At 70.0% G+C, this 23374-nt stretch carries 24 protein-coding genes; 8 read left to right on the top strand and 16 right to left on the bottom strand.

The window, feature by feature from the left end; genetic code table 11:
• Positions 1 to 38 precede the first annotated feature (38 nt).
• Positions 39 to 899, top strand: a complete 861-nt coding sequence (folP, locus tag ABZX79_RS31400; protein WP_355265243.1) for a dihydropteroate synthase — start codon at positions 39 to 41, stop codon at positions 897 to 899.
• 170 nt (positions 900 to 1069) lie between these two features.
• Here folP and ABZX79_RS31395 read toward each other — a convergent pair whose 3' ends face one another.
• Together ABZX79_RS31395 and dapE are read right to left on the bottom strand one after the other, a co-directional pair.
• Positions 1070 to 1819, bottom strand: a complete 750-nt coding sequence (locus ABZX79_RS31395) for a TIGR00730 family Rossman fold protein (protein ID WP_355265240.1) — start codon at positions 1817 to 1819, stop codon at positions 1070 to 1072.
• Positions 1820 to 1887: 68 nt separating this feature from the next.
• Entirely contained in the window at positions 1888 to 2967 is a 1080-nt protein-coding gene (dapE, locus tag ABZX79_RS31390; protein ID WP_355265237.1) for a succinyl-diaminopimelate desuccinylase, read from the bottom strand.
• Between the two features lie 86 nt (positions 2968 to 3053).
• Between dapE and ABZX79_RS31385 the strand changes: the two genes are divergently transcribed.
• Both ABZX79_RS31385 and ABZX79_RS31380 read left to right on the top strand, forming a co-directional pair.
• Positions 3054 to 4025, top strand: coding sequence for a heavy metal transporter (locus ABZX79_RS31385; protein WP_355265234.1), 972 nt, complete (start codon positions 3054 to 3056; stop codon positions 4023 to 4025).
• A 296-nt stretch (positions 4026 to 4321) separates the two neighbouring features.
• Positions 4322 to 4792 (top strand): ATP-binding protein, encoded by a 471-nt coding sequence (locus ABZX79_RS31380; protein WP_355265232.1) that lies wholly within the window; start codon positions 4322 to 4324, stop codon positions 4790 to 4792.
• 69 nt (positions 4793 to 4861) lie between these two features.
• Here ABZX79_RS31380 and dapC read toward each other — a convergent pair whose 3' ends face one another.
• Both dapC and fdxA read right to left on the bottom strand, forming a co-directional pair.
• Positions 4862 to 5962, bottom strand: a complete 1101-nt coding sequence (dapC, locus tag ABZX79_RS31375) for a succinyldiaminopimelate transaminase (protein WP_355265229.1) — start codon at positions 5960 to 5962, stop codon at positions 4862 to 4864.
• A gap of 106 nt (positions 5963 to 6068) precedes the next feature.
• Positions 6069 to 6389: a ferredoxin gene (gene fdxA / locus ABZX79_RS31370; RefSeq protein WP_018089397.1), complete on the bottom strand. Its 321-nt coding sequence runs from the start codon at positions 6387 to 6389 to the stop codon at positions 6069 to 6071.
• 141 nt (positions 6390 to 6530) lie between these two features.
• On the opposite strand from fdxA, the gene ABZX79_RS31365 reads away from it, so the two are divergent.
• Both ABZX79_RS31365 and ABZX79_RS31360 read left to right on the top strand, forming a co-directional pair.
• Entirely contained in the window at positions 6531 to 7544 is a 1014-nt protein-coding gene (locus ABZX79_RS31365) for a GNAT family N-acetyltransferase (protein ID WP_355265226.1), read from the top strand.
• 17 nt (positions 7545 to 7561) lie between these two features.
• Positions 7562 to 8395, top strand: coding sequence for a transglutaminase-like domain-containing protein (locus ABZX79_RS31360; RefSeq protein ID WP_355265223.1), 834 nt, complete (start codon positions 7562 to 7564; stop codon positions 8393 to 8395).
• A 363-nt stretch (positions 8396 to 8758) separates the two neighbouring features.
• Here the strand turns inward: ABZX79_RS31360 and ABZX79_RS31355 are convergent, their stop codons facing one another.
• From ABZX79_RS31355 to ABZX79_RS31340, 4 genes are all read right to left on the bottom strand, one after another.
• Positions 8759 to 10792, bottom strand: a complete 2034-nt coding sequence (locus tag ABZX79_RS31355; protein ID WP_355265220.1) for a hypothetical protein — start codon at positions 10790 to 10792, stop codon at positions 8759 to 8761.
• Positions 10793 to 10959: 167 nt separating this feature from the next.
• Complete coding sequence (locus ABZX79_RS31350; protein WP_355265217.1) at positions 10960 to 11334, bottom strand: DUF6113 family protein; 375 nt, start codon at positions 11332 to 11334, stop codon at positions 10960 to 10962.
• Positions 11331 to 12239 carry an N-acetyl-1-D-myo-inositol-2-amino-2-deoxy-alpha-D-glucopyranoside deacetylase gene (mshB, locus tag ABZX79_RS31345; RefSeq protein ID WP_355265214.1) on the bottom strand — a complete coding sequence of 303 codons (909 nt, stop codon included), beginning with the start codon at positions 12237 to 12239 and terminating at the stop codon, positions 11331 to 11333. The genes ABZX79_RS31350 and mshB overlap by 4 nt, the downstream gene beginning before the upstream one ends.
• Positions 12240 to 12262: 23 nt before the next feature.
• Positions 12263 to 12457 (bottom strand): DUF2304 family protein, encoded by a 195-nt coding sequence (locus ABZX79_RS31340; RefSeq protein ID WP_274561780.1) that lies wholly within the window; start codon positions 12455 to 12457, stop codon positions 12263 to 12265.
• A gap of 168 nt (positions 12458 to 12625) precedes the next feature.
• Between ABZX79_RS31340 and ABZX79_RS31335 the strand changes: the two genes are divergently transcribed.
• Positions 12626 to 14755: a prolyl oligopeptidase family serine peptidase gene (locus ABZX79_RS31335; protein ID WP_355265210.1), complete on the top strand. Its 2130-nt coding sequence runs from the start codon at positions 12626 to 12628 to the stop codon at positions 14753 to 14755.
• A 240-nt stretch (positions 14756 to 14995) separates the two neighbouring features.
• Here the strand turns inward: ABZX79_RS31335 and ABZX79_RS31330 are convergent, their stop codons facing one another.
• Entirely contained in the window at positions 14996 to 15160 is a 165-nt protein-coding gene (locus ABZX79_RS31330; RefSeq protein WP_355265410.1) for a transposase, read from the bottom strand.
• Positions 15161 to 15201: 41 nt separating this feature from the next.
• On the opposite strand from ABZX79_RS31330, the gene ABZX79_RS31325 reads away from it, so the two are divergent.
• Entirely contained in the window at positions 15202 to 15729 is a 528-nt protein-coding gene (locus ABZX79_RS31325; RefSeq protein ID WP_355265207.1) for an RNA-guided endonuclease TnpB family protein, read from the top strand.
• A 12-nt stretch (positions 15730 to 15741) separates the two neighbouring features.
• Here the strand turns inward: ABZX79_RS31325 and ABZX79_RS31320 are convergent, their stop codons facing one another.
• From ABZX79_RS31320 to ABZX79_RS31290, 7 genes are all read right to left on the bottom strand, one after another.
• Positions 15742 to 16785 (bottom strand): dipeptide ABC transporter ATP-binding protein, encoded by a 1044-nt coding sequence (locus tag ABZX79_RS31320; RefSeq protein WP_355265204.1) that lies wholly within the window; start codon positions 16783 to 16785, stop codon positions 15742 to 15744.
• A complete protein-coding gene (locus ABZX79_RS31315; protein WP_355265201.1) occupies positions 16778 to 17752 on the bottom strand; it encodes an ABC transporter ATP-binding protein in 975 nt (324 codons plus the stop codon). Before ABZX79_RS31315 ends, ABZX79_RS31320 begins: the two co-directional genes overlap by 8 nt.
• Before the next feature lie 11 nt (positions 17753 to 17763).
• Complete coding sequence (locus ABZX79_RS31310) at positions 17764 to 18762, bottom strand: ABC transporter permease (protein ID WP_355265198.1); 999 nt, start codon at positions 18760 to 18762, stop codon at positions 17764 to 17766.
• Positions 18755 to 19678: an ABC transporter permease gene (locus ABZX79_RS31305; protein WP_355265195.1), complete on the bottom strand. Its 924-nt coding sequence runs from the start codon at positions 19676 to 19678 to the stop codon at positions 18755 to 18757. Before ABZX79_RS31305 ends, ABZX79_RS31310 begins: the two co-directional genes overlap by 8 nt.
• Positions 19679 to 19703: 25 nt before the next feature.
• Complete coding sequence (locus ABZX79_RS31300) at positions 19704 to 21314, bottom strand: ABC transporter substrate-binding protein (protein ID WP_355265192.1); 1611 nt, start codon at positions 21312 to 21314, stop codon at positions 19704 to 19706.
• A 152-nt stretch (positions 21315 to 21466) separates the two neighbouring features.
• Positions 21467 to 21676 (bottom strand): DUF397 domain-containing protein, encoded by a 210-nt coding sequence (locus ABZX79_RS31295; protein ID WP_355265189.1) that lies wholly within the window; start codon positions 21674 to 21676, stop codon positions 21467 to 21469.
• Between the two features lie 10 nt (positions 21677 to 21686).
• Positions 21687 to 22571 (bottom strand): helix-turn-helix transcriptional regulator, encoded by an 885-nt coding sequence (locus ABZX79_RS31290; protein ID WP_355265186.1) that lies wholly within the window; start codon positions 22569 to 22571, stop codon positions 21687 to 21689.
• Between the two features lie 169 nt (positions 22572 to 22740).
• Here ABZX79_RS31290 and ABZX79_RS31285 point away from each other — a divergent pair, with 169 nt between their 5' ends.
• Complete coding sequence (locus ABZX79_RS31285) at positions 22741 to 23133, top strand: ATP-binding protein (RefSeq protein ID WP_355265184.1); 393 nt, start codon at positions 22741 to 22743, stop codon at positions 23131 to 23133.
• Positions 23134 to 23374 lie beyond the last annotated feature (241 nt).

Genomic DNA, 23374 nt, shown 5'->3' with positions numbered 1-23374 from the left:
GTTAAGGTCGCAGGCGACCGACGCGAGGAGGAAACACGGTGCTCAGGCTGGGACAGCGCGAGTTCGGAGCGCACGAACCGGTGATCATGGCGATCGTGAACCGGACCCCGGATTCGTTCTACGACCAGGGGGCGACGTTCCACGACGAGCCCGCTCTCGCCCGCGTCGAGCAGGCTGTCGCGGAGGGCGCCGCGATCATCGACATCGGCGGCGTGAAAGCCGGCCCGGGCGAAGAAGTGAGCGCCGCCGAGGAGGCGCGGCGCACGGTCGGTTTCGTCGCAGAGGTGCGCAGGCGGCACCCGGACGTGGTGATCAGCGTCGACACGTGGCGGCACGAGGTGGGCGAGGCGGTCTGCGAGGTGGGGGCGGACCTGCTGAACGACGCGTGGGGCGGCGTCGATCCGCGGCTGGCCGAGGTGGCGGCCCGTTATGACGTGGGCCTGGTGTGTACGCACGCGGGCGGCGCGGAGCCGCGGACGCGGCCGCACCGGGTCACGTACGAGGACGTGATGGCGGACATCCTCGACGTGACCGTCGGGCTGGCGGAACGGGCGGAGAAGCTGGGCGTACGGCGCGACGCGATCCTAATCGACCCGGGGCACGACTTCGGCAAGAGCACCCGGCACAGCCTTGAGGCGACGCGGCGGCTGGGCGAGATGGTGGCGACGGGCCGCCCTGTCCTGGTCTCGCTGTCCAACAAGGACTTCGTCGGCGAGACGCTCGACCGGCCGGTGAAGGAGCGGGTGGTGGGGACGCTCGCGACGACGGCGGTTTCGGCGTGGCTGGGGGCGCAGGTCTATCGGGTGCACGAGGTGGCGGAGACGCGGCAGGTACTGGACATGGTGGCGTCGATCGCCGGACACCGGCCTCCGGCGGTGGCGCGGCGCGGGCTGGCCTGAGCGGGCGGGTTACGGGGGCCGGGCGCGGGCCGCTGCGCGGGGCCGAACTGGGGCGCCGCCCCAGACCCCGCTCCTCAAACGCCGGAGGGCTGGAGTTGCCCGGCAGGGGCGAGTTTCGCGGCCCCGGCCGCAAAACTCGCCCGTCCGGGGTCTGGGACTTGCCCCAGCCGCTACCTCTCCGACTCCTTCGACACCAGCGCCACCGCTTCCTTCACGCTGTCCGTCACGTGGAACAGCAGCAAGTCCCGCTCCGACGCCTTCCCCTGCGCGATCACCGTGTCGCGCAGCCAGTCCACCAGCCCGCCCCAGTACGCCGAACCGAACAGCACGATCGGGAAGCGCGTGACCTTGCGGGTCTGGACCAGCGTCAGGGCCTCGAAGAGCTCGTCCATCGTGCCGAGGCCACCCGGCAGGACCACGAAGCCGTGCGCGTACTTCACAAACATGATTTTTCGGACGAAGAAGTAGCGGAAGTTCACGCCGATGTCGACGTGCGGGTTGATGCCCTGCTCGAAGGGCAGCTCGATCCCCAGGCCGACCGAGATGCCCTTGGCATCCCGCGCCCCCTTGTTCGCCGCCTCCATCGCGCCCGGACCACCGCCCGTGATCACCGCGAACCCGGCTTCCGCCAGCCCCCTGCCGAGTTCCACGCCCGCTTCGTAGTCGGGCGTACCGGGCCGCGTGCGCGCCGAACCGAAGACGCTGATGGCGGGCGGCAGTTCGGCGAGGGCGCCGAAACCGTCCACCAGCTCCGCCTGCATCCGCATGACCCGCCACGGGTCCGTGTGCACCCAACTGGTATCGCCGTTGGAGTCCAGCAGTCGCTGGTCGGTCGTGCCCGGCTGGATCTGGTCGCCGCGGCGCACCACAGGCCCCAGACGCTGCTCTTCCGGTACCCGCTCCTCTTCAGGAATCGCCATGCCGTACTCCCTCCGTGCCGAACATTGTCCGGACAGCGTAGGTCCACACACGTGACGAACAGTGAAATTCAGGCGGTCAGCCAGGCGCGAAGTCGCTCCTCGCAGTGCGTGATTCGCTCGACGGCCACGTGCTCGTCCCGCTTGTGCGCGAGAAGCGGGTTCCCCGGACCGTAATTGACCGCCGGAACCCCGACCGCGCTGAAGCGCGAGACGTCGGTCCAGCCGAACTTGGGCTGCGCGGTGCCGCCCACCGCCGCCATGAACGCCGCGGCGGCCGGATGCGAAAGGCCGGGCAGGGCGGCCCCGGAGTGGTCGTCCACGACGAACTCCGCGATGTCGCAGCCCGCGAAGACCTCGCGTACGTGCGCGAGCGCCTCCGCCTCGCTGCGGTCCGGCGCGTAACGGAAGTTGACCGTCACCGTGCACGCGTCGGGGATGACGTTACCCGCCACACCGCCCTCGATCGCGACGGCGTTGAGACCCTCGCGGTACTCCAGGCCGTCGATCACGGGCCGCCGGGGCTCGTACGCCGCCAGGCGGGCCAGGATCGGCGCCGCCGTGTGAATGGCGTTGGAGCCCATCCAGCTGCGCGCCGAGTGCGCCCGTTCCCCCGCCGTGCGCAGCAGCACCCGCAGCGTGCCCTGGCAGCCGCCCTCGACCTGCCCGTCGGACGGTTCGAGGAGTACGGCGAAGTCGCCCGTCAGCCAGTCGGGATGGGCGTCGGTGATGTGCCCGAGGCCGTTCAGGTGCGCGGCGACCTCTTCGTTGTCGTAGAAGACGAAGGTCAGGTCCCGATTGGGTTCGGGGACGGTCGCGGCGATACGCAGCTGAACGGCGACCCCGGACTTCATGTCGCTCGTACCGCAGCCCCACAGGATGCCGTTCTCGTCGAGCCTGGACGGCACGTTGTCGGCGATCGGGACGGTGTCGATGTGCCCGGCCAGCACGACCCGCTCGGCGCGCCCCAGGTTCGTACGGGCCACCACGTTGTTGCCGTACCGGTCGACGGTGAGGTGCGGCAGTGCGCGCAGCGCCTCCTCGATGGCGTCGGCGAGAGCCTTCTCGCTTCCGCTCACCGACGGGAAGTCGATGAGCCGGGCGGTCAGCGCGGGGGCGTCCTGGAAGAGGTCAAGCGGTGTTTCGGCCATGCCCACGAGCGTAACCGTCCCCGGCCGGAAGGCGACGGGGTCGTCCCCCGGGAAGGCCGGGAACGGCCTCCAGTACCTTAGGCAGCGTGCCTGAGTCCACCTCTTCCGTAACTCGCGGCCGCCCCCTGCGCATCGCGGCGGGCGTCGCCGTGCTGCTCGCGCTGGCCGGGTATCTGGTGGCGCAGTACGTGACCGGCGGCGGGGGCGCACCACGCTGCACCGTGCGCTCCGCCGAGGGCGACGGGTCGACGTACGAGCTCAGCCCCGAGCAGGCGGTCAACGCCGCGAAGATCTCCGCCGTCGGCACCTCGCGCGGGCTGCCGGAGCGGGCCGTGACGATCGCGCTCGCGACCGCGCTCCAGGAGTCGGCGCTGCGCAACATCAAGTACGGCGACCGCGACTCGCTCGGCCTCTTCCAGCAGCGTCCGTCGCAGGGCTGGGGCACCCAGAAGCAGATCCTCGATCCCGGTTACGCGTCCGAGAAGTTCTACGAGCACTTGGAGAAGGTCCCCGGTTACTCCCGGCTGCCGCTGACCGTCGCCGCCCAGCGCGTCCAACGCAGTGGTTTCCCGCAGGCGTACGCGAAGCACGAGCCGGACGCGGCGCTGCTGGCCGCCGCGCTCACCGGGCGGGCGCCCGCGTCGCTGACCTGCTCGGCGCCGCGCGACGCACAGGCGGGGAAGCCGGACGACGTACGGGCCGCGCTGATACGGGACTTCGGGCCCGACGTACTGCCCAAGGCCCAGGCCGCCGGCCCCCAGGACGAACCGGACACCGCGGGCACAACCGGTGCGAGCGCGAAGCTCGGCAGCTCCCCGGCGGCCGCGACCGTGACCGTGCCCGTACCCGCCGCGCAGGCAGCGGCCGCCGGCAGTACCGCCGGCGACCGGCGCGGCTGGGAGCTGGCGCACTGGGCCGTCGCCCACGCCTCCGAGCTCCGCATCGAAGAGGTCGCCTACGCCGACCGCGTGTGGGCCACCGGGGATTCCGGACAGGCATGGCAGTCCCAAAAGGCGCAGAACGGCTCCGCAGAGGTACGGATCACCACCGCGCAATAGTGCGGACGATCACCCGAAAGCGGTAAGCGGACCCCGCCGCAGCACCGTTGCGCACACGCCTGCGGACCGTCACCCCTCCATTCCCCAATTCCCTGGAGAACAAAGGGAACCGACCCTCCCGCGCCCCTTTGCGGAACGGATCATTTGCCCGGGTTCATCCGGAGCCGATAATGCGACGCATTGCAAACTCTTTACCTTGGCGCACCGCAACCTCTCCCGCCCCTTCAGCGGTTGTCATGGCGTCTGATCGTCGGACAGACCGTCTCCATCAACGTCTCTCCCGCCTAAGGAGCACCATGTCTCTCCCCCTGACCCGCCGGATCGCCCGCGCCGCACTGCTTGTCGCGGCCGGCGCAACCTCCGTGGTCGGTGCCGCCGGCGCCGCGAGCGCCGCTGACCTTCCCACCGCCGCCCCGAACCTGGGCGGCCTGACCGCCCTGGACGGCGCCGGTCTCGGCGACTCCGTCGACAGCGCGGCGCAGAAGGGCTCCCAGGCAGCGGGTGACACGGGCAGCAAGGCCGTCAAGAAGGCTGTCCCGACCGCAGGCAAGACCGTCGGCAAGGCCGGCAAGACGGCCACCCCCGCCGCGCAGAAGGCTGCCGGTGACGTCGCCGGAAGCGCCGGCGAGGTCCTCGGCGACACCACCAAGACCGCGACCGGCGAGGGCCTCCCGGCGGCCGGTGGCGGCCTGCCCACGGACGCCCTGCCCGCCGGCGGCAGCCTGCCGACCAGCTCCCTGCCCAGCACTGGACTGCCGATCGGCTAGTCCGTACGCAAGCACAAGGGGCCCCGGGGAGTTCGTACTCCCCGGGGCCCCTTCCGCGTACACCGTCCGTCAGCCGCCGAGGCGCTTGACCGCCGCCGCGACGCGCTCGTCGGTGGCCGTGAACGCCACCCGTACGAAACGGCCGCCGGCGGGCCCGTAGAAGTCGCCAGGAGCCGCCAGGATCCCCAGCTCCGCCAGGTAGGCCACCGTCTCCCAGCACGGCTCGTCGCGCGTCGCCCAGAGGTACAGGCTCGCCTCGCTGTGCTCGATCCGGAAGCCGTGCCCCTCCAGCGCGCCGCGCAGCGCCGCCCGCCGGGCCGCGTACCGCTCCCGCTGCTCGGCCACGTGCGTGTCGTCGCCGAGCGCCGCGACCGTCGCCGCCTGGACCGGCGCCGGCGTCATCATGCCGCCGTGCTTGCGGATCTCCAGCAGGTCGCCGAGGACAGCCGCGTCGCCCGCCAGGAACGCCGCGCGGTACCCGGCCAGGTTGGAACGCTTGGAGAGCGAGTGGACGGCGACGAGGCCCTCGAACGTACCGCCGCACACATCCGGATGCAGTACGGAGACGGGCTCGGCCTCCCAGCCCAGCTCCAGGTAGCACTCGTCGCTGAACACCAGCACGCCGTGCTCGCGCGCCCACGCCACGATCCGGATCAGCTCGTCCTTGGCCAGGACGCGGCCCGTCGGGTTCGACGGCGAGTTGAGCCAGAACAGCTTGACGCGCGCGGGGTCGAGGTCCGTCACCGGATCGTCGTACGCGACCGGCTCGGCGCGCGCCAGCCGTGCGCCCACCTCGTACGTCGGGTAGGCGAGCCGCGGGTACGCCACCTGGTCACCGGCGCCGAGACCGAGCTGCGTCGGCAGCCAGGCCACCAGCTCCTTCGAACCGACGACCGGCAGGACATTGGTGTGCGCCACACCGCGCGCGCCGAGGCGCCGCTCGACCCACCCCGTGAGCGCGTCCCGCAGCGCGACCGTGCCCCACACCGTCGGATAGCCCGGGGAGTCCGCCGCCGCGACGAGAGCCTGCTGGATCAGCGCGGGGACCGGGTCGACGGGCGTGCCGACGGAGAGGTCCACGATGCCGTCCGGGTGGGCGGCCGCGGTCGCCTTGTACGGCTCCAGCTTGTCCCAGGGGAAGGTGGGCAGACGGTCAGTGACTGCGGACACGGTGGATCGCTTTCTCGTCTATCTCTGGCTCTGGCTCTGGAAACGCCTCGGTCCCGTACGGCGGAAAAGGCCGTACGGGACCGGGGCGGCGCACTTGCCTCGCCGCTTACTGGTTCTGCGGCGGGAGCGCTGCGATGAAGGGGTGGTCGCGCTCGATCAGACCGAGCTTGGAAGCACCACCGGGCGAGCCGAGCTCGTCGAAGAACTCCACGTTCGCCTTGTAGTAGTCCTTCCACTCCTCCGGGGTGTCGTCCTCGTAGAAGATGGCCTCGACCGGGCAGACCGGCTCACAGGCACCACAGTCGACGCATTCGTCCGGGTGGATGTACAAGGACCTGGAGCCCTCGTAGATGCAGTCGACCGGGCACTCCTCGATGCACGCCTTGTCCTTGACGTCGACACAAGGCTGCGCGATGACGTAGGTCACGCTGTCGTTCCTCCTCGATAGGGCGCGGCGGGCCGATCTGCGGCTCCGTCCACGTGGCGCGCGGGAGCGCGGCGTCGTCGATGCCCGCCTCTAGTATCTCCGTTCCCGGGCACGATCCGAACAGGAGGGGCGGGCAGAACTGTGGAATTCACTACCGGCGGACGACTCGAGGTCCGTATTTCGCCTGATGACGTGGGCAAACGTGTATCAGTCAGGCGCCTGGACGAAGCCGGAGTGCCGGGGGCGAAGTTCACTGACACGGTTGGTGTTCTCACATCCTGGGACAGCGGTGTGCTGTCGATCACACGGCGCGACGGCGAGTCCGTCCGCATCGCGGAATCCGCCCTGGTCGCGGGCAAGGTCGTGCCGTCCGCCCCGGCCCGGCGGCGCGGTCCCGCGGCGACCTTCGAGGAGCTCGCGCGGGTCTGCGCACGCGCCTGGCAGCCCGTCGAGAGCGAGCCGCTCGGCGAGTGGCTGCTGCGCGCCGCCGGAGGCTTCACGCGGCGCGCCAACTCGGCCCTGCCGCTCGGTGATCCCGGGATGCCGCTCGGCGCGGCGCTGGAGCGCGTACGGGAGTGGTACGCGGCCCGTGGGCTTCCCGCGTACGTCCAGGTCTCCACCGGGGCCGAGGGCACCCAGGAACGTCTCGCCGCGGAGCTGGAGCGGCTCGGGTGGACGCGCGAAGTCACCGCCGAGGTACGGATCGCCGCGCTCGCACCGATCGCGGACATGGACGTCGACGTGTCCCGGGTGCGGCTGGAGCGGGCGTGCGATGCGCAGTGGCTCGCGCGGTATCAGCGGTTCGGGGAGCCGGGGCCGCACGTGATGAAGGTCCTGGAGAGCGGCCCTTCTGTGTGGTTCGCGTCCGTCCCCGGCGTCCCCGGCCTCCCCGGTGAAGGGGAAGCGCCCGCCGCGATAGGGCGGTGTGTCGTCGACGGGCGGTGGGCCGGTTTCCTGGCGGTCGAGGTGGATCCGGCGTACCGGCGCCAGGGGCTCGCCAGTGCGGTGATGGCGGCGCTGGCCCGCAAGGCGCTGGAGGAGGGCGCGTCGGCCGCGTGGCTCCAGGTCGAGGCGGACAACGACGGCGCGCGGGCGCTGTACGACGACATGGGCTTCGCCACCCACCACAGCTACTCCCACTTCCGACCGGCCTAGGCGGGTAAAGAGCGCGTATGGGACGACCCACCGAACACGAACTGCGTCAGCGGTTCGCCGAGGAGGCCCGCGCCGAGCGGCCGGACCTCGCGCTGCTGTGCCTGCTGGTGGGCGCGGAGGCGGATGCTTCGCTGGACGAGGCCGGGATGGACGCGGCCGAGATCGAACTCGACCGCCTGGCGGGCCTGCTGCCCTTTCGCCCCGGCGGGGCGCGGGGGTGGGCGTCCGCCGTCTCCGAACTGCTGGGGGCGAGGTGCGGGTTCGGGGGGACGCCGGGGGATTACCAGCGGCTGGAGTCCTCGCTGCTGCACGAGGTGCTGCGGCGGCGGCGCGGACTGCCGATCCTGTTGTCGGTGGTGTGGATCGAGGTGGCCCGGCGGGCGGGTGCGCCGGTGTACGGGGTCGCTCTGCCGGGGCACTTCGTCGTGGGCTTCGGCTCGCGGGAGGAGCAGGTGCTGGTCGACCCGTTCGACGGGGGGCGGCTGCTGACGGGGGCGGACGCGGAGCTGCTGGTGGCGGGGGCGACGGGGGAACCACTCGACCCCTCGATGCTGGCGCCGGCGGATCCGCTGGAGATCGTGCTGCGGATCCTGAACAACATCCGGGCGTGGGCGTCGGCCCGCCCTGAGCGTACGGACGTACAGCTGTGGGCGGTGGAGCTGTCCCTGCTGCTGCCGTCGCATGCGGCGCGGCTGCGGTTCGAGCGGGCGCAGTTGCTGGTGCAGCGGGGGGATTTCCTGGGCGGGGCGGCCGAAATGGAGGCGTACGCGGAGGTGGTGGCGGCGGTGGACCCCACGTCGGCGGAGGCGATCCTGCGGCGGGCGCGGGCGGCTCGGGCGCGGTTGAACTGACGCGGGTGCGGGGCGTGCCGCCGCCTCCGGGGGCCGGTTTCTGGTGCCGGGGGCGTGCCGCCGCCTCCGGGGGCCGGTTTCTGGTGCCGGGAGCGTGCCGCTCCGGGGGCGGTGTTCGGGACTGCATGATTTAGCCGCCCAGCAGCGCCCTTTGTACGAAGCCCACTCCCTGCGCACAAATCACGCTCTACGTCCCGAACACCACCCCCTGCGCGACCCGCCCCCTCCCGCCGGTGGACAAACCTCGGGTGGCGCCCCGCCCCGGCCGGTTCGGCCGGGGGTCCGGGGGTTGTCCCCCGGGAAAACACAGCGTCCCGAATGCCGTTCCCGTAGGGCCCGGCACTAGGAACTATCACGCCGTGGCTAGCTCGGGTTGAGGCTGATCTCCTGGACTCGCTCCGCCGGGGTCTTGCCCACGAGTGCCGCCCGCATGGCGAAAGCCACGTCGTCCACCGTGACCGGGTGCTTCTTTCCATCGCCCTTGGTGATCTGGACGCCGTCGAACACGCCCTCCAGAAGCTGCTCGATCGCCGGCTTGTTGTAGACCTCGACCAGGCGGCCGTCGATCGGCTTCATCGAGAGGATCTTCGGCAGGGACCTGGCCGGGCCGAACTGGATCTGCTTGCCGCCCGCCTTGATCGTGATCAGGCCGGACATCGCGGGCTTCGCGAAGTCCCTCATGGCCCGGTCGAGCTCGGCCTGGCCGATCGTCGGGGCCTTCGTGGCGACCGGCAGCTCCACCGTGTTCGGCTTGCCGGTCTCCACCTGGGCGCGGTACGCGTCCTTGACCCGGATCATCGAGCGGGCCACGTCGAGCTGCTTGCCCGCCTTGCCGGGTACGGCGATCGCCTTGCCGGGTACGAACTTGATCGTGCCCTCGCTGGCCGTGCCCGAGGTGCCCGCCAGGTCGGCCAGCGCGACGCTCAGCTTCTCTTCGTCGACCAGGATCACCGGCTCGGCGACGCGCTCGCCACCGAAGAGTGAGCCGATCACGGAGGCGGGGTTGTAGTCGCTGCCCGCGGCGCCGCGCACGGTTTCCTGGCTGTCCAGGGAGAGACCGGCCTTTGACGGAGCGAGCTGCGTCTGCTTGCCGTCGACGGTGAGCACCAAGGGGGTGGCAGCGCTCTTGCCCAGGGCGTCCTCAAGCTTGCCGACCGCCTCCTCCTTTGTGCCGCCGCCGATGTCGACACCGAGGACAGTCGTGCCCTTCGGTACGTCGGAGTGGTTCATCAGGAGTCCCGCGCCGTACGCCACTCCGGCCAGGCCCACGACCGCCACGGCCAGAAGGACCAGCTTCGAGCGGCCCTTCTTGGCGGGGGCGGAGGGCGAGGAGGAAACCGGCGGCGCGGCCGGGCCCGGGGCCGGAGCTGTCGGGTCGCCCGGGAGGTGGGGCGTCAGGTCCGGTACGAAGCGGGCGTCGGCCTGCGGCGGCGCGAACGGCGAGTGCCGGTCGGCCGGCTGGACCACGGGGATGCCACTGGTCAGCGTGTCGCCGGAGACGTTGCCGCCGGTGGGGGGACCGGCGGCCGGGTTCTGCGGGGTCAGTACCGCCGTGTCGTCGGTCATCCGCGGCGGGCCCGGGACCGGACCGGGGAACGGCGAGCTGCCGATCGTCGGCCCGGGGAAGGTGGAGCTGCCGGTCGCCGGTCCGGTGGTCGGGCCCGAGGGGCCAACGGAGCCCAGGGGGCCGGCGGGACCCGAAGGGCCGACCGGCCGCGGGCCCGCGCCGAGACCGTTGCCGTTCGCGGCCGGGGCGCCGGGCGAGCTGCCGGGGCTGCGGCGCGGCAGGGGTGCGGTGGCGCCCTGGCGCTGCGGCTCTTCCGGCGTGAAGTAGGGGAGGTCGGGGCGCTGCCCGCCGCCCTGCGACGGGGCGGGCGAGGCCGGGGCCGGTGCGGCGGGGGCGGCCGGCGGGGTGGGCCCGGCCGACGACTTCCGCGGCGCGAACCAGTCGCTGGCCGGCGGCTTGTCCTCGCCGGAGCCCGAGCCGGAGCCGGAGCCCGAGCCAGAGCCGGATCCCGGCGCTGAGCCCGGCTCGTCCCGCAGCGCCGTCGCCGCGGTGTCCCGCGAAGGCTCGGGCGGGCGCGGCGTACTGCCGGTGCGCTCGCCGTTCGCGGGCGAGGAGGGCGGCTCCACGTCGCCCATGGGCGTACGCATGACGACCGGCGGGATCGGCCGCGACCCGGGGATGTTGATCCGGATGCGCGTGGTCAGCGTGGTCTCGGTCCTGGGCTCGTCCGGTTCCACCGGTCCGGCGGCATCGGCGGTGCCCTGCGGACCGTCCTGCCCGGGGTGCGACGACGGATACTGGCGGGATCCGTACGGCGGCGTGCCCGAGGGGTACGCGGCTCCGCCACGCCCCTGGGGGCCGGAGGACGAACTGTCAGTTTCACGACTCAAGGCAGGTTCTCCCGGTTAGCTCCGCTCGCCCGCTCTTACCTGGTACTGCGGGCGGCTCGGCGGCGCGCACCACCATACTGGCCGCCGCCGACAGGCGCCCCGCACCCTTGGCAGCCGGGTTGCGACGGCCGTGCGGACGCGGTCGATTCACGGACTCAAGTGGTACGTCATTTGCCAAGTCGGGCGCCCACCGTGCCCGGTTGCGGCAGTTGCAGCATCGTGGCGCAGATCACAGCGATGGCCATTCCGCCCAGCATGTAGGCGTACGAGACGGAGCTGCCGCCGATGAGCAGGTCACCCTCGGGGCGGCTGACGGTCAGCAGGACGATGGCCACGAGCCATCCGGCGGCGGACGCGCCGACCCCGGACCTGGTGCCCGTGGCGTACATGCCCCCGTAGAAGAGGCCGGTCGTCGCGAGCAGCGCCAGCAGCAGGCCGCCGGGGAACCACGCCGCGTGGACGAGGACGCCCGCCGCGCCGGTGATGGCGCCGAGGAGGACGAGGAGGGCGTACGCGCCGATACGGGCCGGGGTCAGGGTCATGACGTCACTCCCGCGAAGAGGTCGGTTTCGCGGCTGCCGGCGGACCCGGCGCGGTCGCCCGGTGACGGTTCACCTCGTACCAACTCGTAGAACTCCGTCGTGAGGACGGGCTGTCCGAGGTTGTTGGAGAGGGCGAAGAAGTCGCCCTCCACCGCGATCTGGGTGGCGTGGGCGCGCATCGCCGCGATCTTGGCCGCTGCGTACGCCGTGCCGTCGATCTCCGTGGTGATCGCCGTGTCGTCGACCACTCCGGGGATGTCGTCCACGGAGCCGGTTCCGGGGAAGGTCACCGGGGCCGCGCTCAGGCGGGCGAAGCCGTCTTGCGCGTACGAGCGCGGCACGCGGTTCCAGTAGATCTTGGCGATGGTGTGCGGTGCCCCGAGGTCCGGGCGGAAGTCCGGGTCGGCCGCGAGGTCCGCCGCGCGCATCGCGACGCGGTGGGCCTGGATGTGGTCCGGGTGGCCGTAGCCGCCGTCCGGGTCGTACGTGACGAGGACCTGTGGGCGTACGGAACGGATCACCTCGACGAGGTACGCCGCCGCCTCGTCCACCGGCGCGGCCCAGAAGGCGCCTTCGCGGTGGTTCTGCGGGGCGCCCATCATCCCGGAGTCGCGGAACCGGCCGGGGCCGCCGAGGAAGCGGTGGTCGGTGACCCCCAGTTCCTTCATCGCGGCGGCAAGTTCGGCGATGCGGTGGGCGCCGAGGGTGTCGTCGCGGTCGGCGGCCAGGTGCGCGAGGGCGGGCGGGATGACCTCGCCCTCCTCACCGAGGGTGCAGGTCACCAAAGTGACCCCGGCGCCCTCGGCGGCGTACTTGGCCATGGTGGCGCCGTTGTTGATCGACTCGTCGTCGGGGTGCGCGTGCACCAGAAGCAGACGACGGGCTGGGTGGTCCTGGTCCGTCATGGGACCACCCTACGAGGCGCCGCTCAGAACTTGATGCCCCCGATCATCCCGGCCACGTTCGTGGTCAGTTCGCTGATTGTGGGGGCGATGGAGGAGCTGGCGAGGTAGAAGCCGAGCAGTACGCAAACCACCGCGTGTCCGGCTTTGAGACCTGATTTCCGGACCATCAGGATGACGATGATCGCCAACAGCACTACCGCCGAAATCGAGAGTGCCACGGCGGTTCACCTCCACTTACTCAGGTCGAAAACGGGCATGCGGACAGTCGCCAGCAGGTTCATACCCACCAAGCGCTACGGATCATAACTATCCGTGCGTACGCATTGATCGGTGCACGGCAGCACGAGGGGCGCATGGACTTGCCACTGAGCGGTAGCTTCGGGCATATGACGTCGAATCAGCTCTCCTTCCCCCGGCAGCACGCCAGGACGCAGCGCTTCACCCTGGGGGCGCCGCGCGCGTTCACGGTGTCGCCCGACGGGACGCGTGTGGTCTTCCTCCGCTCCTCCTCCGGCACCGATCGGGCAAACCGGCTCTGGGTGCTCGATCTTGAGGGGGGCGCGCAGGAGCGCGTCGCTGCGGATCCCGGGGAGCTGCTCGGCGGCGCGGCCGAGCAGCTGTCGGCCGAGGAGAGGGCGCGGCGCGAGCGCAGCCGGGAAGGGTCCGCCGGGATTGTCGGCTACGCGGTGGACGCGGCGGTCGAGTTGGCGGCGTTCACGCTGTCGGGGCGGCTTTTCGCGGCCGAGCTGCGGGCCGGTACGGCGCGGGAGCTGCCGGCGGCGGGGCCGGTTCTCGACCCCCGGCCGTCGCCCGACGGGCTGCGTGTCGCGTACGTCGCCGGGGGCGCCCTGCGGGTGATCGGCGCGGAGGGCGAAGGTGACCGGGCGCTCGCCGAGCCGGAGGACGAGAACACGACGTACGGTCTGGCGGAATTCGTCGCGGCGGAGGAGATGGCGCGCTCGCGCGGCTTCTGGTGGTCGCCGGAATCGGACCGGCTGCTGGTCGCCCGCGCCGACGACACGGCCGTGTCGCGCTGGTGGATCTCGGACCCGGCACAGCCGGAGCGCGAGCCGGCGCGGGTCGCGTACCCGGCGGCGGGGACGCACAATGCCGAGGTGCGGCTCTTCCTGTACGGGGTCGAGGAGGGCGGCGAGCGTACGGAGGTGGTGTGGGACCGGGCCCGCTTCCCGTATCTGGCGCGGGTGCACTGGTCGAAGGCGGGGGCGCCGCTGCTGCTCGTGCAGGCGCGGGATCAGCGGAGCCAGGTCTATCTCGCGGTGGACGCCGAGACCGGTGCGACGCGGACCGTGCACGTGGACGAGGACCCGGTGTGGCTGGACCTTTTCGACGGGGTGCCGGTCTGGGCGCCGGACGGCCGGCTCGTACGGATCGCGGACGAGGGCGGGGCGCGGGTGCTGGCGGTCGGCGACCGGGCGCTGACCGGGCCGCAGTTGCAGGTGCGGGCGGTGCTGGACGTATCGGACGATGACGTGCTGATCTCCGCTTCGGCGGGGGCGGAGGCGGCTGTTCCGGAGACCGGTGAGGTGCATGTCTACCGGGTCAACGAGCTGGGCGTGGAGCGCCTTTCGGAGGGGCCCGGGGTGCATTCCGCGGTCCGGTCGGGCGGGGTGACGGTGCTGGCTTCGGCGTGTCCGGAAAGCAGCGGCACGGTGGTGCAGGTGCTGCGGGACGGCAAGCGGGAGACGGTGGTGGCTTCGTACGCCGAGGAGCCGGTGCTGCGGGCGCGGGTGCGGCTCGTGGAGGGGGGCGCGCGGCGCATTCCGTGCGCCGTTCTGCTCCCGGCGGGTTATGAGGAGGGGGACGGGCCGCTTCCGGTCCTGATGGACCCGTACGGAGGGCCGCACGCGCGGCGCGTCGTTGCCGCCCACAATGCCCACCTCACCTCGCAGTGGTTCGCCAACCAGGGGTTCGCGGTGGTCGTCGCGGACGGGCGCGGTACGCCGGGGCGCTCGCCCGGGTGGGAGAAGGAGATCCGGGACGCGTTTGTGCTCACGCTCGACGATCAGGTGGAAGCGCTGCACGCGCTGGCGGAGGACTTTCCGCTGGATCTGGGGCGGGTCGCGATCCGTGGCTGGTCGTACGGGGGGTACTTGGCGGGGCTGGCGGTGCTGCGGCGCCCCGATGTGTTCCATGCGGGGATCGCGGGCGCGCCGGTGACCGACTGGCGGCTGTACGACACGCACTACACGGAGCGGTACCTGGGGGACCCGGGCGCGCAGCCGGAGGTGTACGCCGCGAACTCTCTTGTCACGGACGACGGGTTGTCACAGCCGGCCGATGAGCACCGGCCGCTGATGATCATCCACGGGCTGGCGGACGACAATGTGGTGATGGCGCACTCACTGCGGCTGTCGTCGGCGCTGCTGGCTGCGGGGCGGCCGCATGAGGTGCTGCCGTTGTCGGGGGTTACGCACATGACTCCCCAGGAGCAGGTGGCGGAGAACTTGCTGCTGCTCCAGGTGGACTTCCTGCGGAGGTCACTGGCGTTGAGCTAACCCGGGAGAAATCCAGCCCCTCCGGCGATTGAGGAGCGGGGTCCGGGGCGGAGCCCCGAGGCGTGACCACCTGGCCGGGGACGACATGGCGCGCCCCCGGCCAGGCAACGGCACCCGCACGGCCGTACGCTGTTCAGCATGGCGCGTTCGTATATCGGAGTTGCGTCAGTCAAGTTGCTTACGCGTTAACGAAATTGATGGACATTAATGGGGAGCTCAAGACGTGCTCTGACCCATAGGTCACAGCGGGCGGTTCCAGTTCTCGATGTACTTGCGGACAATCGACAAGGGCGCGCGCCCGACCGGTCCGGCGAAGTACGACCCGAGCCAGAACCTGTTGGCCCAGAGTGACGACCAGTTCAAATGCTCTACGGGACAGCCATAAACAAACTGTCGTACGGTCATCGGCATGCAGCTGCGTTACCAATACCCCGCCTACCCTCGCCGTGGTCAGCGCATCGCGTTGGCCCAAGTACCTGCGCAGGACCGAGAGGAAGCTCAAGAAGCAGCAGCGTGAACTCTCCCGCAAACAGAGGGGATCAACGAACCGGGACAAGGCCCGCATCAAGGTCGCCCGCGCCCACGCATCCGTGGCCGACGCGCGCCGCAACTTCCACCACCAGTGGTCTTCGAAGCTGACCCGCGAGAACCAAGCCGGTTACGCGGAGACCCTGAATGTGCGTGGACTGGCGCGCGGGCTCCACTCCAAGAGCGTGCACAACGCGGGATGGTCCCAGTTTCTCGGCCTGCTGGAATACAAGGCAGCACGGTACGGGCGCACCTTCATCAAGGTCGACCGCCGCTTTCCCTCCTCCCAGCTCTGTTCCGCCTGCGGCTTCCGGGACGGGCCCAAGCCGCTGCACATCAGGCAGTGGACCTGCCCAAACTGCGGCACGCTGCATGACCGGGTCTGGAACGCCGGGAAGAACGTCCGGTACGAAGGCCGCCGCGTCCTGGCGGCCCAGCAGACATAACCGCCCACCCCGCTAGCCGCCGGGTCCCTCCCCCGCCGGAACCACCCGCTTCTCCCCCGCGAAGTGGCACGCCGAATCGTGGGCCGCCAGCGAGTCCACGCCCCGGAAAACCGCCGGCACCGCCAGCACCGGCACCTCCATCGCGCACCGCTCCCGCGCCTCCCAGCAGCGCGTGCGGAACCGGCAGCCGGAAGGGATGTTCGCGGGCGACGGGACATCCCCCGACAGCAGGATCCGCTCGCGGTGCTCGCGCGCCGTCGGGTCCGGAACCGGCACGGCGGACAGCAGCGCCTGCGTGTACGGGTGCGTCGGGTGGTCGTAGATCTCGGCGTCCGTGCCGATCTCCACGATCCGCCCGAGATACATCACGCCCACCCGGTCCGAGATGTGCCGCACGATCGACAGGTCGTGCGCGATGAAGACATAGCTCAGGCTGAACACCTTCTGGAGCTTGTCCAGCAGGTTGACGACCTGCGCCTGCACCGAGACGTCCAGCGCCGACACCGGCTCGTCAGCCACGATGATCTCCGGCCGGAGCGCGAGCCCCCGCGCGATGCCGATGCGCTGGCGCTGGCCGCCCGAGAACTGGTGCGGGTACCGGTTGATGTACTCCGGGTTGAGCCCGACCACATCCAGCAGCTCCTGGACCTTCCTCCGCCGGTCGCCCTTCGGCGCCACCTCGGGATGGATCTCGTACGGCTCACCAACGATGTCACCCACCGTCATCCGGGGGTTCAAGGACGTGTACGGGTCCTGGAACACCATCTGGATATTCCTCCGCACCGCCTTCAGCGCCCGCCCCGACAGCCGAGTGATGTCCTCGCCCTTGTAAAGGATCACCCCGGCCGTCGGCCGCTCCAGATGAACCAGCAGCCTGGCGAGCGTCGACTTGCCGCACCCCGACTCCCCCACGATGCCGAGTGTCTCCCCCGCCACCAGGTCGAGGTCGACACCGTCGACCGCCCTGACCGCGCCGACCTGCTTCCTGAAGACCACGCCCCGCGTGAGCGGATAGTGCTTGTGCAGCCCGCGCACTTGAAGAATCGGCTCAGCCATTGAGCGCCTCCTGCCAGAAATGGCACGCGCTCCCGCGCTCCCGCGACACCTCGTACAGCGGCGGGACGTCCGTGCGGCACACGTCACGGGCCAGCGGGCAGCGCGGATGGAAGGCGCAGCCGGGCGGGATCCGCGTGAGGTTCGGTGGCAGGCCCTTGATCGCGTACAGCTCCTGGCCCTTCTGGTCCAGGCGCGGGATCGAGTCCAGCAGACCTCGCGTGTACGGGTGGGCCGGCGCCTTGTAGATGTCGTGGACCGGCGCCTCCTCCACAATCCGTCCCGCGTACATCACAGCGATCTTGTCCGCGACGTCCGCCACCACACCCAAATCATGGGTGATGAGGATGAGCCCCATGTCGAGCTCGCGCCGCAACTCCGCGAGCAGGTCCATGACCTGCGCCTGTACGGTCACGTCCAGCGCGGTCGTCGGCTCGTCCGCGATGATCAGCGAAGGTTCCAGGGCCAGCGCCATCGCGATCATGATGCGCTGGCGCATGCCGCCGGAGAACTGGTGCGGGTACTGCCCGACCCGCTCCCGGGCCGCCGGGATGCGCACCCGGTCCATGAGCTCGACGGCCTTCGCCTTCGCGTCCTTCCTGGACATCCCCCGGTGTACGACGAACATCTCGCCCAGCTGTTCCCCCACCGTGAGCACGGGGTTCAGCGACGACAGCGCGTCCTGGAAGATCATGGCCATCTCCCGGCCCCTGACCTTCCGCCGCTCGTCCTCCTTGAGCTTCAGCAGATCGCGCCCCTGGAACATGATTTCGCCGCCCGCGATCTTCCCCGGCGGCATGTCGAGGATGCCCATGACCGCCTGCGCGGTGACGGACTTCCCGGAGCCGGACTCGCCGAGTACGGCGAGCGTCTCGCCCTCCGCGACGGAGTAGTTGACGCCGTTCACGGCCTTGGCGACCCCGTCGCGCGTACGGAATTCGACGTACAGGTCGCGCACATCCAGCAGCATCGCGGGGCTCCTCAGCGCAGCTTGGGATCGAGGGCGTCGCGCACCGCGTCGCCGAGCATGATGAACGCCAGCACCGTGACCGCGAGCGCCCCCGCCGGCCAGAGCAGCATGTGCGGGGCGTTGCGGACGTACTGCGAGGCGGCGGAGATGTCGATGCCCCAGGACACGGCGGGCGGCTTCAGGCCGACGCCGAGGTACGAGAGGGTCGCTTCCAGCGAGATGTACGTACCGAGGGCGATGGTCGCCACGACGATGACCGGGGCGATGGCGTTGGGCGTGACGTGCCGCAGCAGCATCCGCGAGTTGCTCGCGCCGAGCGCCCGCGCCGCCTGTACGTAGTCGTTCTGTTTGGCGGTGATGACCGAGCCGCGCGCGATACGGGCGATCTGCGGCCACCCGAGCAGCACGATGAAGCCGATCACCGGCCAGACGGTGGTGCTGGTGATGACGGAAAGGAACACCAGCCCGCCGAGGACGACCGGGATGCCGAAGAAGACATCGGTGATACGGGAAAGCAGCGCGTCCCACGCTCCACCGAAGAAGCCGGCGAGCCCGCCGAGGACGCTACCCAGTAGAGCCACCCCGAGGGTGGAACAGACGCCGACCGTCACCGAGGTCCTGGCGCCGTAGACGGTCCGTGTGTAGACGTCGCAGCCCTGCCGGTCGAAGCCGAAGGGGTGGCCGGGCCGGTACCCCTGCTGGGCCTTGCCCAGGTCGCACTGGAGCGGATTGCCGCTCGCGATGAGCGACGGCCAGAGCGAGATCACGACGAGGAAGGCGATGACGACCCCGGAGACGATGAAGACCGGGTTGCGGCGCAGATCGCGCCAGGCGTCGGACCACAGGCTGCGCGGCTTGTCGGCGGGTCCCGTGCTCTGCGGGCCGCCCGGGGGCCTCTCCGGCGTCTCGCCCTCGCCCTTGCCCTCGCCCTGGCCCATGGCGAGGCCCGCGCCGCCGCCGGCGCCGGTCGCCGCGATGGCTCCCCCGTCGTCGTACTTCGGCTCAGGCATAGCGGATCCTCGGGTCGAGTACGGCGTACAAGAGGTCGACGATCAGGTTCGCCAGCAGGAAGACCAGCACCAGGACGGTCACGAAGCCGACGACGGTCTGGGAGCTCTGCCGGACGATGCCCTGGTACAGCTGGAAACCGACGCCGTGGATGTTGAAGATCCGCTCGGTGACGATCGCACCGCCCATCAGCGCGCCCACGTCCGTACCGATGAAGGTGACGACGGGGATGAGTGAATTGCGCAGCAGGTGACGGGAGATGACGCGGCGCCTCGGCAGGCCCTTGGCCACGGCGGTACGGACGTAGTCGGCGCGGGAATTCTCGGCGACCGAGGTCCGGGTGAGGCGGGTGACGTACGCCAGCGAGACCGAGGCCAGGACCAGCCCGGGGATCAGCAGCTCGTCGACCGTGGCACTGGGCGAGACAGCCGGCCTGATGACCCCCCACTTCACGCCGAGCAGCAGCTGGAGCAGCAGACCGGTGACGAAGGTCGGGATCGAGATGACCACGAGCGTGAGGAGCAGAACTCCGGTGTCGACGGGACGCCCGCGGCGCAGCCCGGTGAGTACGCCCAAGCTGATGCCGATAACAACCTCGAAGACGATGGCGACGACCGTCAGCCGGATGGTGACGGGGAAGGCGGTCCCCATGAGCTCGGTGACCTTCTGGCCATTGAAGGCGGTGCCGAAGTCACCGGTGAAGACGTTGCCCATGTACGTGAGGTATTGCTGCCACACGGGCTTGTCGAGGCCGAACTCCGCGCGCAGCCGGGCGGCGGTCGCGGGCTCGCACTGCCGGTCGCCGCACAGTCCCGCGATGGGATCGCCCATCACGTTCACCATGAGGAAGATCAGCAGCGTGGCGCCGAAGAAGACCGGGATCATCTGCAGCAGACGCCGGATCACATAACGTCCCATGGTGGGCTCCCGGGCTTCCCTCGCGTCAGTTGACCTTGATCTCGTTGTAGACGGGGACGCTGAAGGGGTTCAGGGCCACGTTGGAGATCCTCTCGGAGTAGCCGGCGCTGCCGTTCTGGTACCAGAGCGGGATGGCGGCCATCTCGTCGCGTACGACCCTCTCCGCGTCCCGGAACTTCGCGAGCGCCTTCGCCACGTCGCTCTCGGCGTTGGCCTCGTCGGTGAGCCTGTCGAACTCCTTGCTGGACCACTTGCCGTCGTTGGACGAGGCGTTCGTGTAGTAGAGCGGCTGGAGGAAGTTCTGGGTCAGCGGGTAGTCCATCTGCCAGCCGGCCCGGAAAGGCCCGGTCATCTTCCGGCCGGTGATCTGATTGCGGTAGTCGGCGAAGGTGCCGACCGGGTTGCCCGTGCACGCCTTGTCCTTGCCCAGCGCGTTGTTGATGCTGTTGCAGACGGCGTCGACCCACTCCTTGTGCGAGCCGGTGTCCGCGTTGTACGTGATCTTCAGCCTGCCGCCGGGGATGCCGCCGCCCTCCGCGACCAGTTTCTTCGCCTCGGCCGCGTCGAATTCGCACGCCTCGCCGCACAGCGTGTCATCGAAGCCGCCCTCCCCCTTGAGGACTGGGGAGGTCCAGTCCTTGGCGGGAATGCGGGTCTTCTGGAAGATCGTGTCGGTGATCTGCTGCCGGTTGATCGCCATGGAAAGCCCCCTGCGGACCTTCTCCACCCCCTTGGCCTTCCACCGGTCGTCGTAGAAGGGGAAGGCGAGGGTCTGGATGATGCCGGCCGGGGTGTTGATGTACCGGTCGCCGAGGTCGGTCCGGACGTTCTTGAGCTGGGAGGCCGGTACGTCGTCGACGAGGTCGAGGTTGCCCGCGGTGAGGTCGGTGTAGGCGGTGTTGTTGTCGGTGTAGACCTTGAGGTCCACGCCGTCGTTCCGAGCCTTGTCGGGCCCGGGGTACTGCTCCCACTTGCGCATGCTCATCTGTGAGCCCTTGACGTACGACTCGACGGTGTACGGCCCGTTGCCGACGGGCTTGGCGAGCCAGGCGTCGTGGTCGTCGAAGAAGGCCCTGGGGAGCGGGGCGAAGGCGGCGTAACCGAGGGTCTTGGGCCAGGTGGAGAACTTCTGGGTCAGCTTGACGGTAAAGGTCCTGTCGTCCTTCACCCTCAAGCCGGAGAGAGTTTCGGCGGTGGCCTTGCCCTTCTCGGGGTGGACCTTGTCGTAGCCCTCGATGTAGCCGAAGAAGTAGGCGTTGCGCTGGTTGTTCTTGAGGTGCGCGCCGTAGTTCCAGGCGTCGACGAAGGACTTGGCGGTGACCTTCTCGCCGTTGCTGAACGTCCAGCCGTCCTTGATGGTGACGGTGAAGTTCTGCGCGTCCGTGGTGTCGATCTTCTCGGCGAGCATGTCCTCGGCTTCGCCGGTCTTCGAGTCGTACCGCTTGAGGCCACGGAAGAGCATGTCGAGGACCTTGCCGCCCTGCACCTCGTTGGTGTTCGAGGGTTCCAGCGGGTTCGGCGGATCGCCCCAGGACGAACTGACCACCCCGGACGCGCCGCCACCGCCGCAGGCTGTCGCCGCGAGGGCGACAGCCACGACGCATGTCGCCCACTTAGCGTGCGTGGCTCCGGGCATGGGGGTCCCTCCTGGGTCCTGAGCATCACTTAGGCCCAAATATCACCCCATAACGAGCACCAGTGCATTATCTCTGCGTCCGTCCGCGCGTCGCCCGTCCCCGTGCGACGCCGGCAAGGAGGACGCGCCGACCGGCCCACTGGTGCACGCCCCTACGGCCGGGCAACACCCCTGAACCCCACCCCCGCCTTGATGCGGCACAGCAGGGCGCGGAGAGCGGCGGGGGTGGTAGTCAAAACGGTGGCGGGGTTGTCGCTCTCGCGGAGGTGGGGGGCGTGGGTGGGGGGTGCGGCAGCGACCTCTATGCAGTTCGCGGCCCCGCCTTCGCTGAAGCTGGACTTCTGCCACCTGAACTCGGACATGTGCGCCTTCCTAGAGCAAGGGATACAGGAGCCGCTGGATCAGCCCCAGCGAGTCCTTGGTCGCATGGGGCTGCGGCGATGCCTCCGCGTCGACAGGAGGAAGCGCCACTTCTGCCAAGCTGGCGAACCAGCCCCGGTACTTGGCCATTGTGTCGGCTCCGTCCAAGTACAAGGACTGCTCGATGTGGGAGACGATCACCGTGCTCAGCTCCGGGGCCTGCGGCTCGATCATCACGAAGCCGGTACCGAATGCGACTGGGCCGTCGAACGGCAGAACCTGAATGGTCACGTGCGGCAGTCGCGAGACCTCGATCAGGTGGAGCAACTGACCTCGCATCACTTCTCGCTCGCCCAACGAGCCGCTGAGGGCGGCCTCATGGATGATCGCGTGCGTGCGTGGAGGTCGCTCACCGGTCAGCACCACCTGCCGCTGCACGCGAAAGTCAACAGCGGCCAGCTGCTCAGCCTCCGTCGCCTGGCGGTAGCCGCCGCGATGAATGGCTGCGGCGTACTCCCGCGTCTGCAACAAACCGGGGACGAACATCGGCTCGTAGGTGCTCACCACGTGGGCGGCATCCTCCAGCTCGGCCAGATCCAGGTGCGCGGCTCCCAGGACGTGCCGGTACTCGCTCCACCAACCCTTGCCCGAGCGCTGACCCATATCGATCAGGGCGTCCACGTAGGTTCGAGAAATTGAACCGACAGTTCGAGCCAAGAGCTGTACGCGCTCGGCCGACAGCCCGGTCCTCCCGGATTCGATACTGCTGAGCTGCGGCTGCCTCATGCCCAACAGCGAGGCAGCGTCCTGCGCCGACAAGTCGGCCTGCTCGCGCAGTCGACGCAACTCGGCGCCGAATCGGCGCTGTCGATACGTGGGATTGGCCCTCAGCCCCATCCAGTCCTCCCCTCACCGACCTGCACAGTGTCACCCCGCACCACTAGGCAAGTCCACAACGTAACTCCCCTACCCGGGAAGAAGGTTGAAAATATCGCACCCGAACCCTTACCGTGAGTGTGGGCCCAGTCACAGCACGCACTCACAAACTGGAGGCTGCCACATGGACATGCCCGAACAACCTTGGTCGTACGGTCTGTTCATCCCCCACGACCCGCGCGCGGTCGGCGTCGTAAGGGCCACCATTCGTAGCGTGCTCGCAGCCGCCCGTCTGGACTGCATCGTCGACACCGTGGAGTTGCTCGCCTCGGAGTTGGTAACCAACGCATACCGCTACAGCGATGCCGACGCCTACGTGAGCATGGACTGGGAGCCGGGAGACTTCCGCGTCTCCGTTTGGGACCACGGCGGCGGTAGCCCAAAACCACGGTCGGCAGACGCGGACGACGAGCAGGGACGAGGGCTGGCGCTGGTCGAAAGCTGCGCCGACGAGTGGGGCGTACGGGACTACCCGAACGGCAAGAACGTCTGGTTCCGCCTAGCCACGAAGCGGGAGGGCTGAGCGGGGTGACGGTGGCGGGCCTCGGGCGGCCCGGAGCGTTGATCGCTTCTGCGATGGGGGCCGCCACATGTAAGTGTGGCGTGGGAGGCCCGCCCCTCAAGGGCGCTCCTGCGTCGCGTCGCCTACGGCGATTGCGCTGCGCTCCTCCCTTGACAGTGAGGATGGGGGTGGCGCTGCTTGGGGGGTGTGACTCGTCCCTTGACTGACGTTGTGGTTGTCCTTCGGCGGAATCGTCGGCCGT

It is taken from the genome of Streptomyces sp. NPDC002994 (genome assembly GCF_040611155.1).
In the GTDB taxonomy this organism is placed as follows: domain Bacteria; phylum Actinomycetota; class Actinomycetes; order Streptomycetales; family Streptomycetaceae; genus Streptomyces.
The sequence above is the reverse complement of the archived record's forward strand: the minus strand, read 5'-3'. Positions and strand labels throughout refer to the sequence as shown.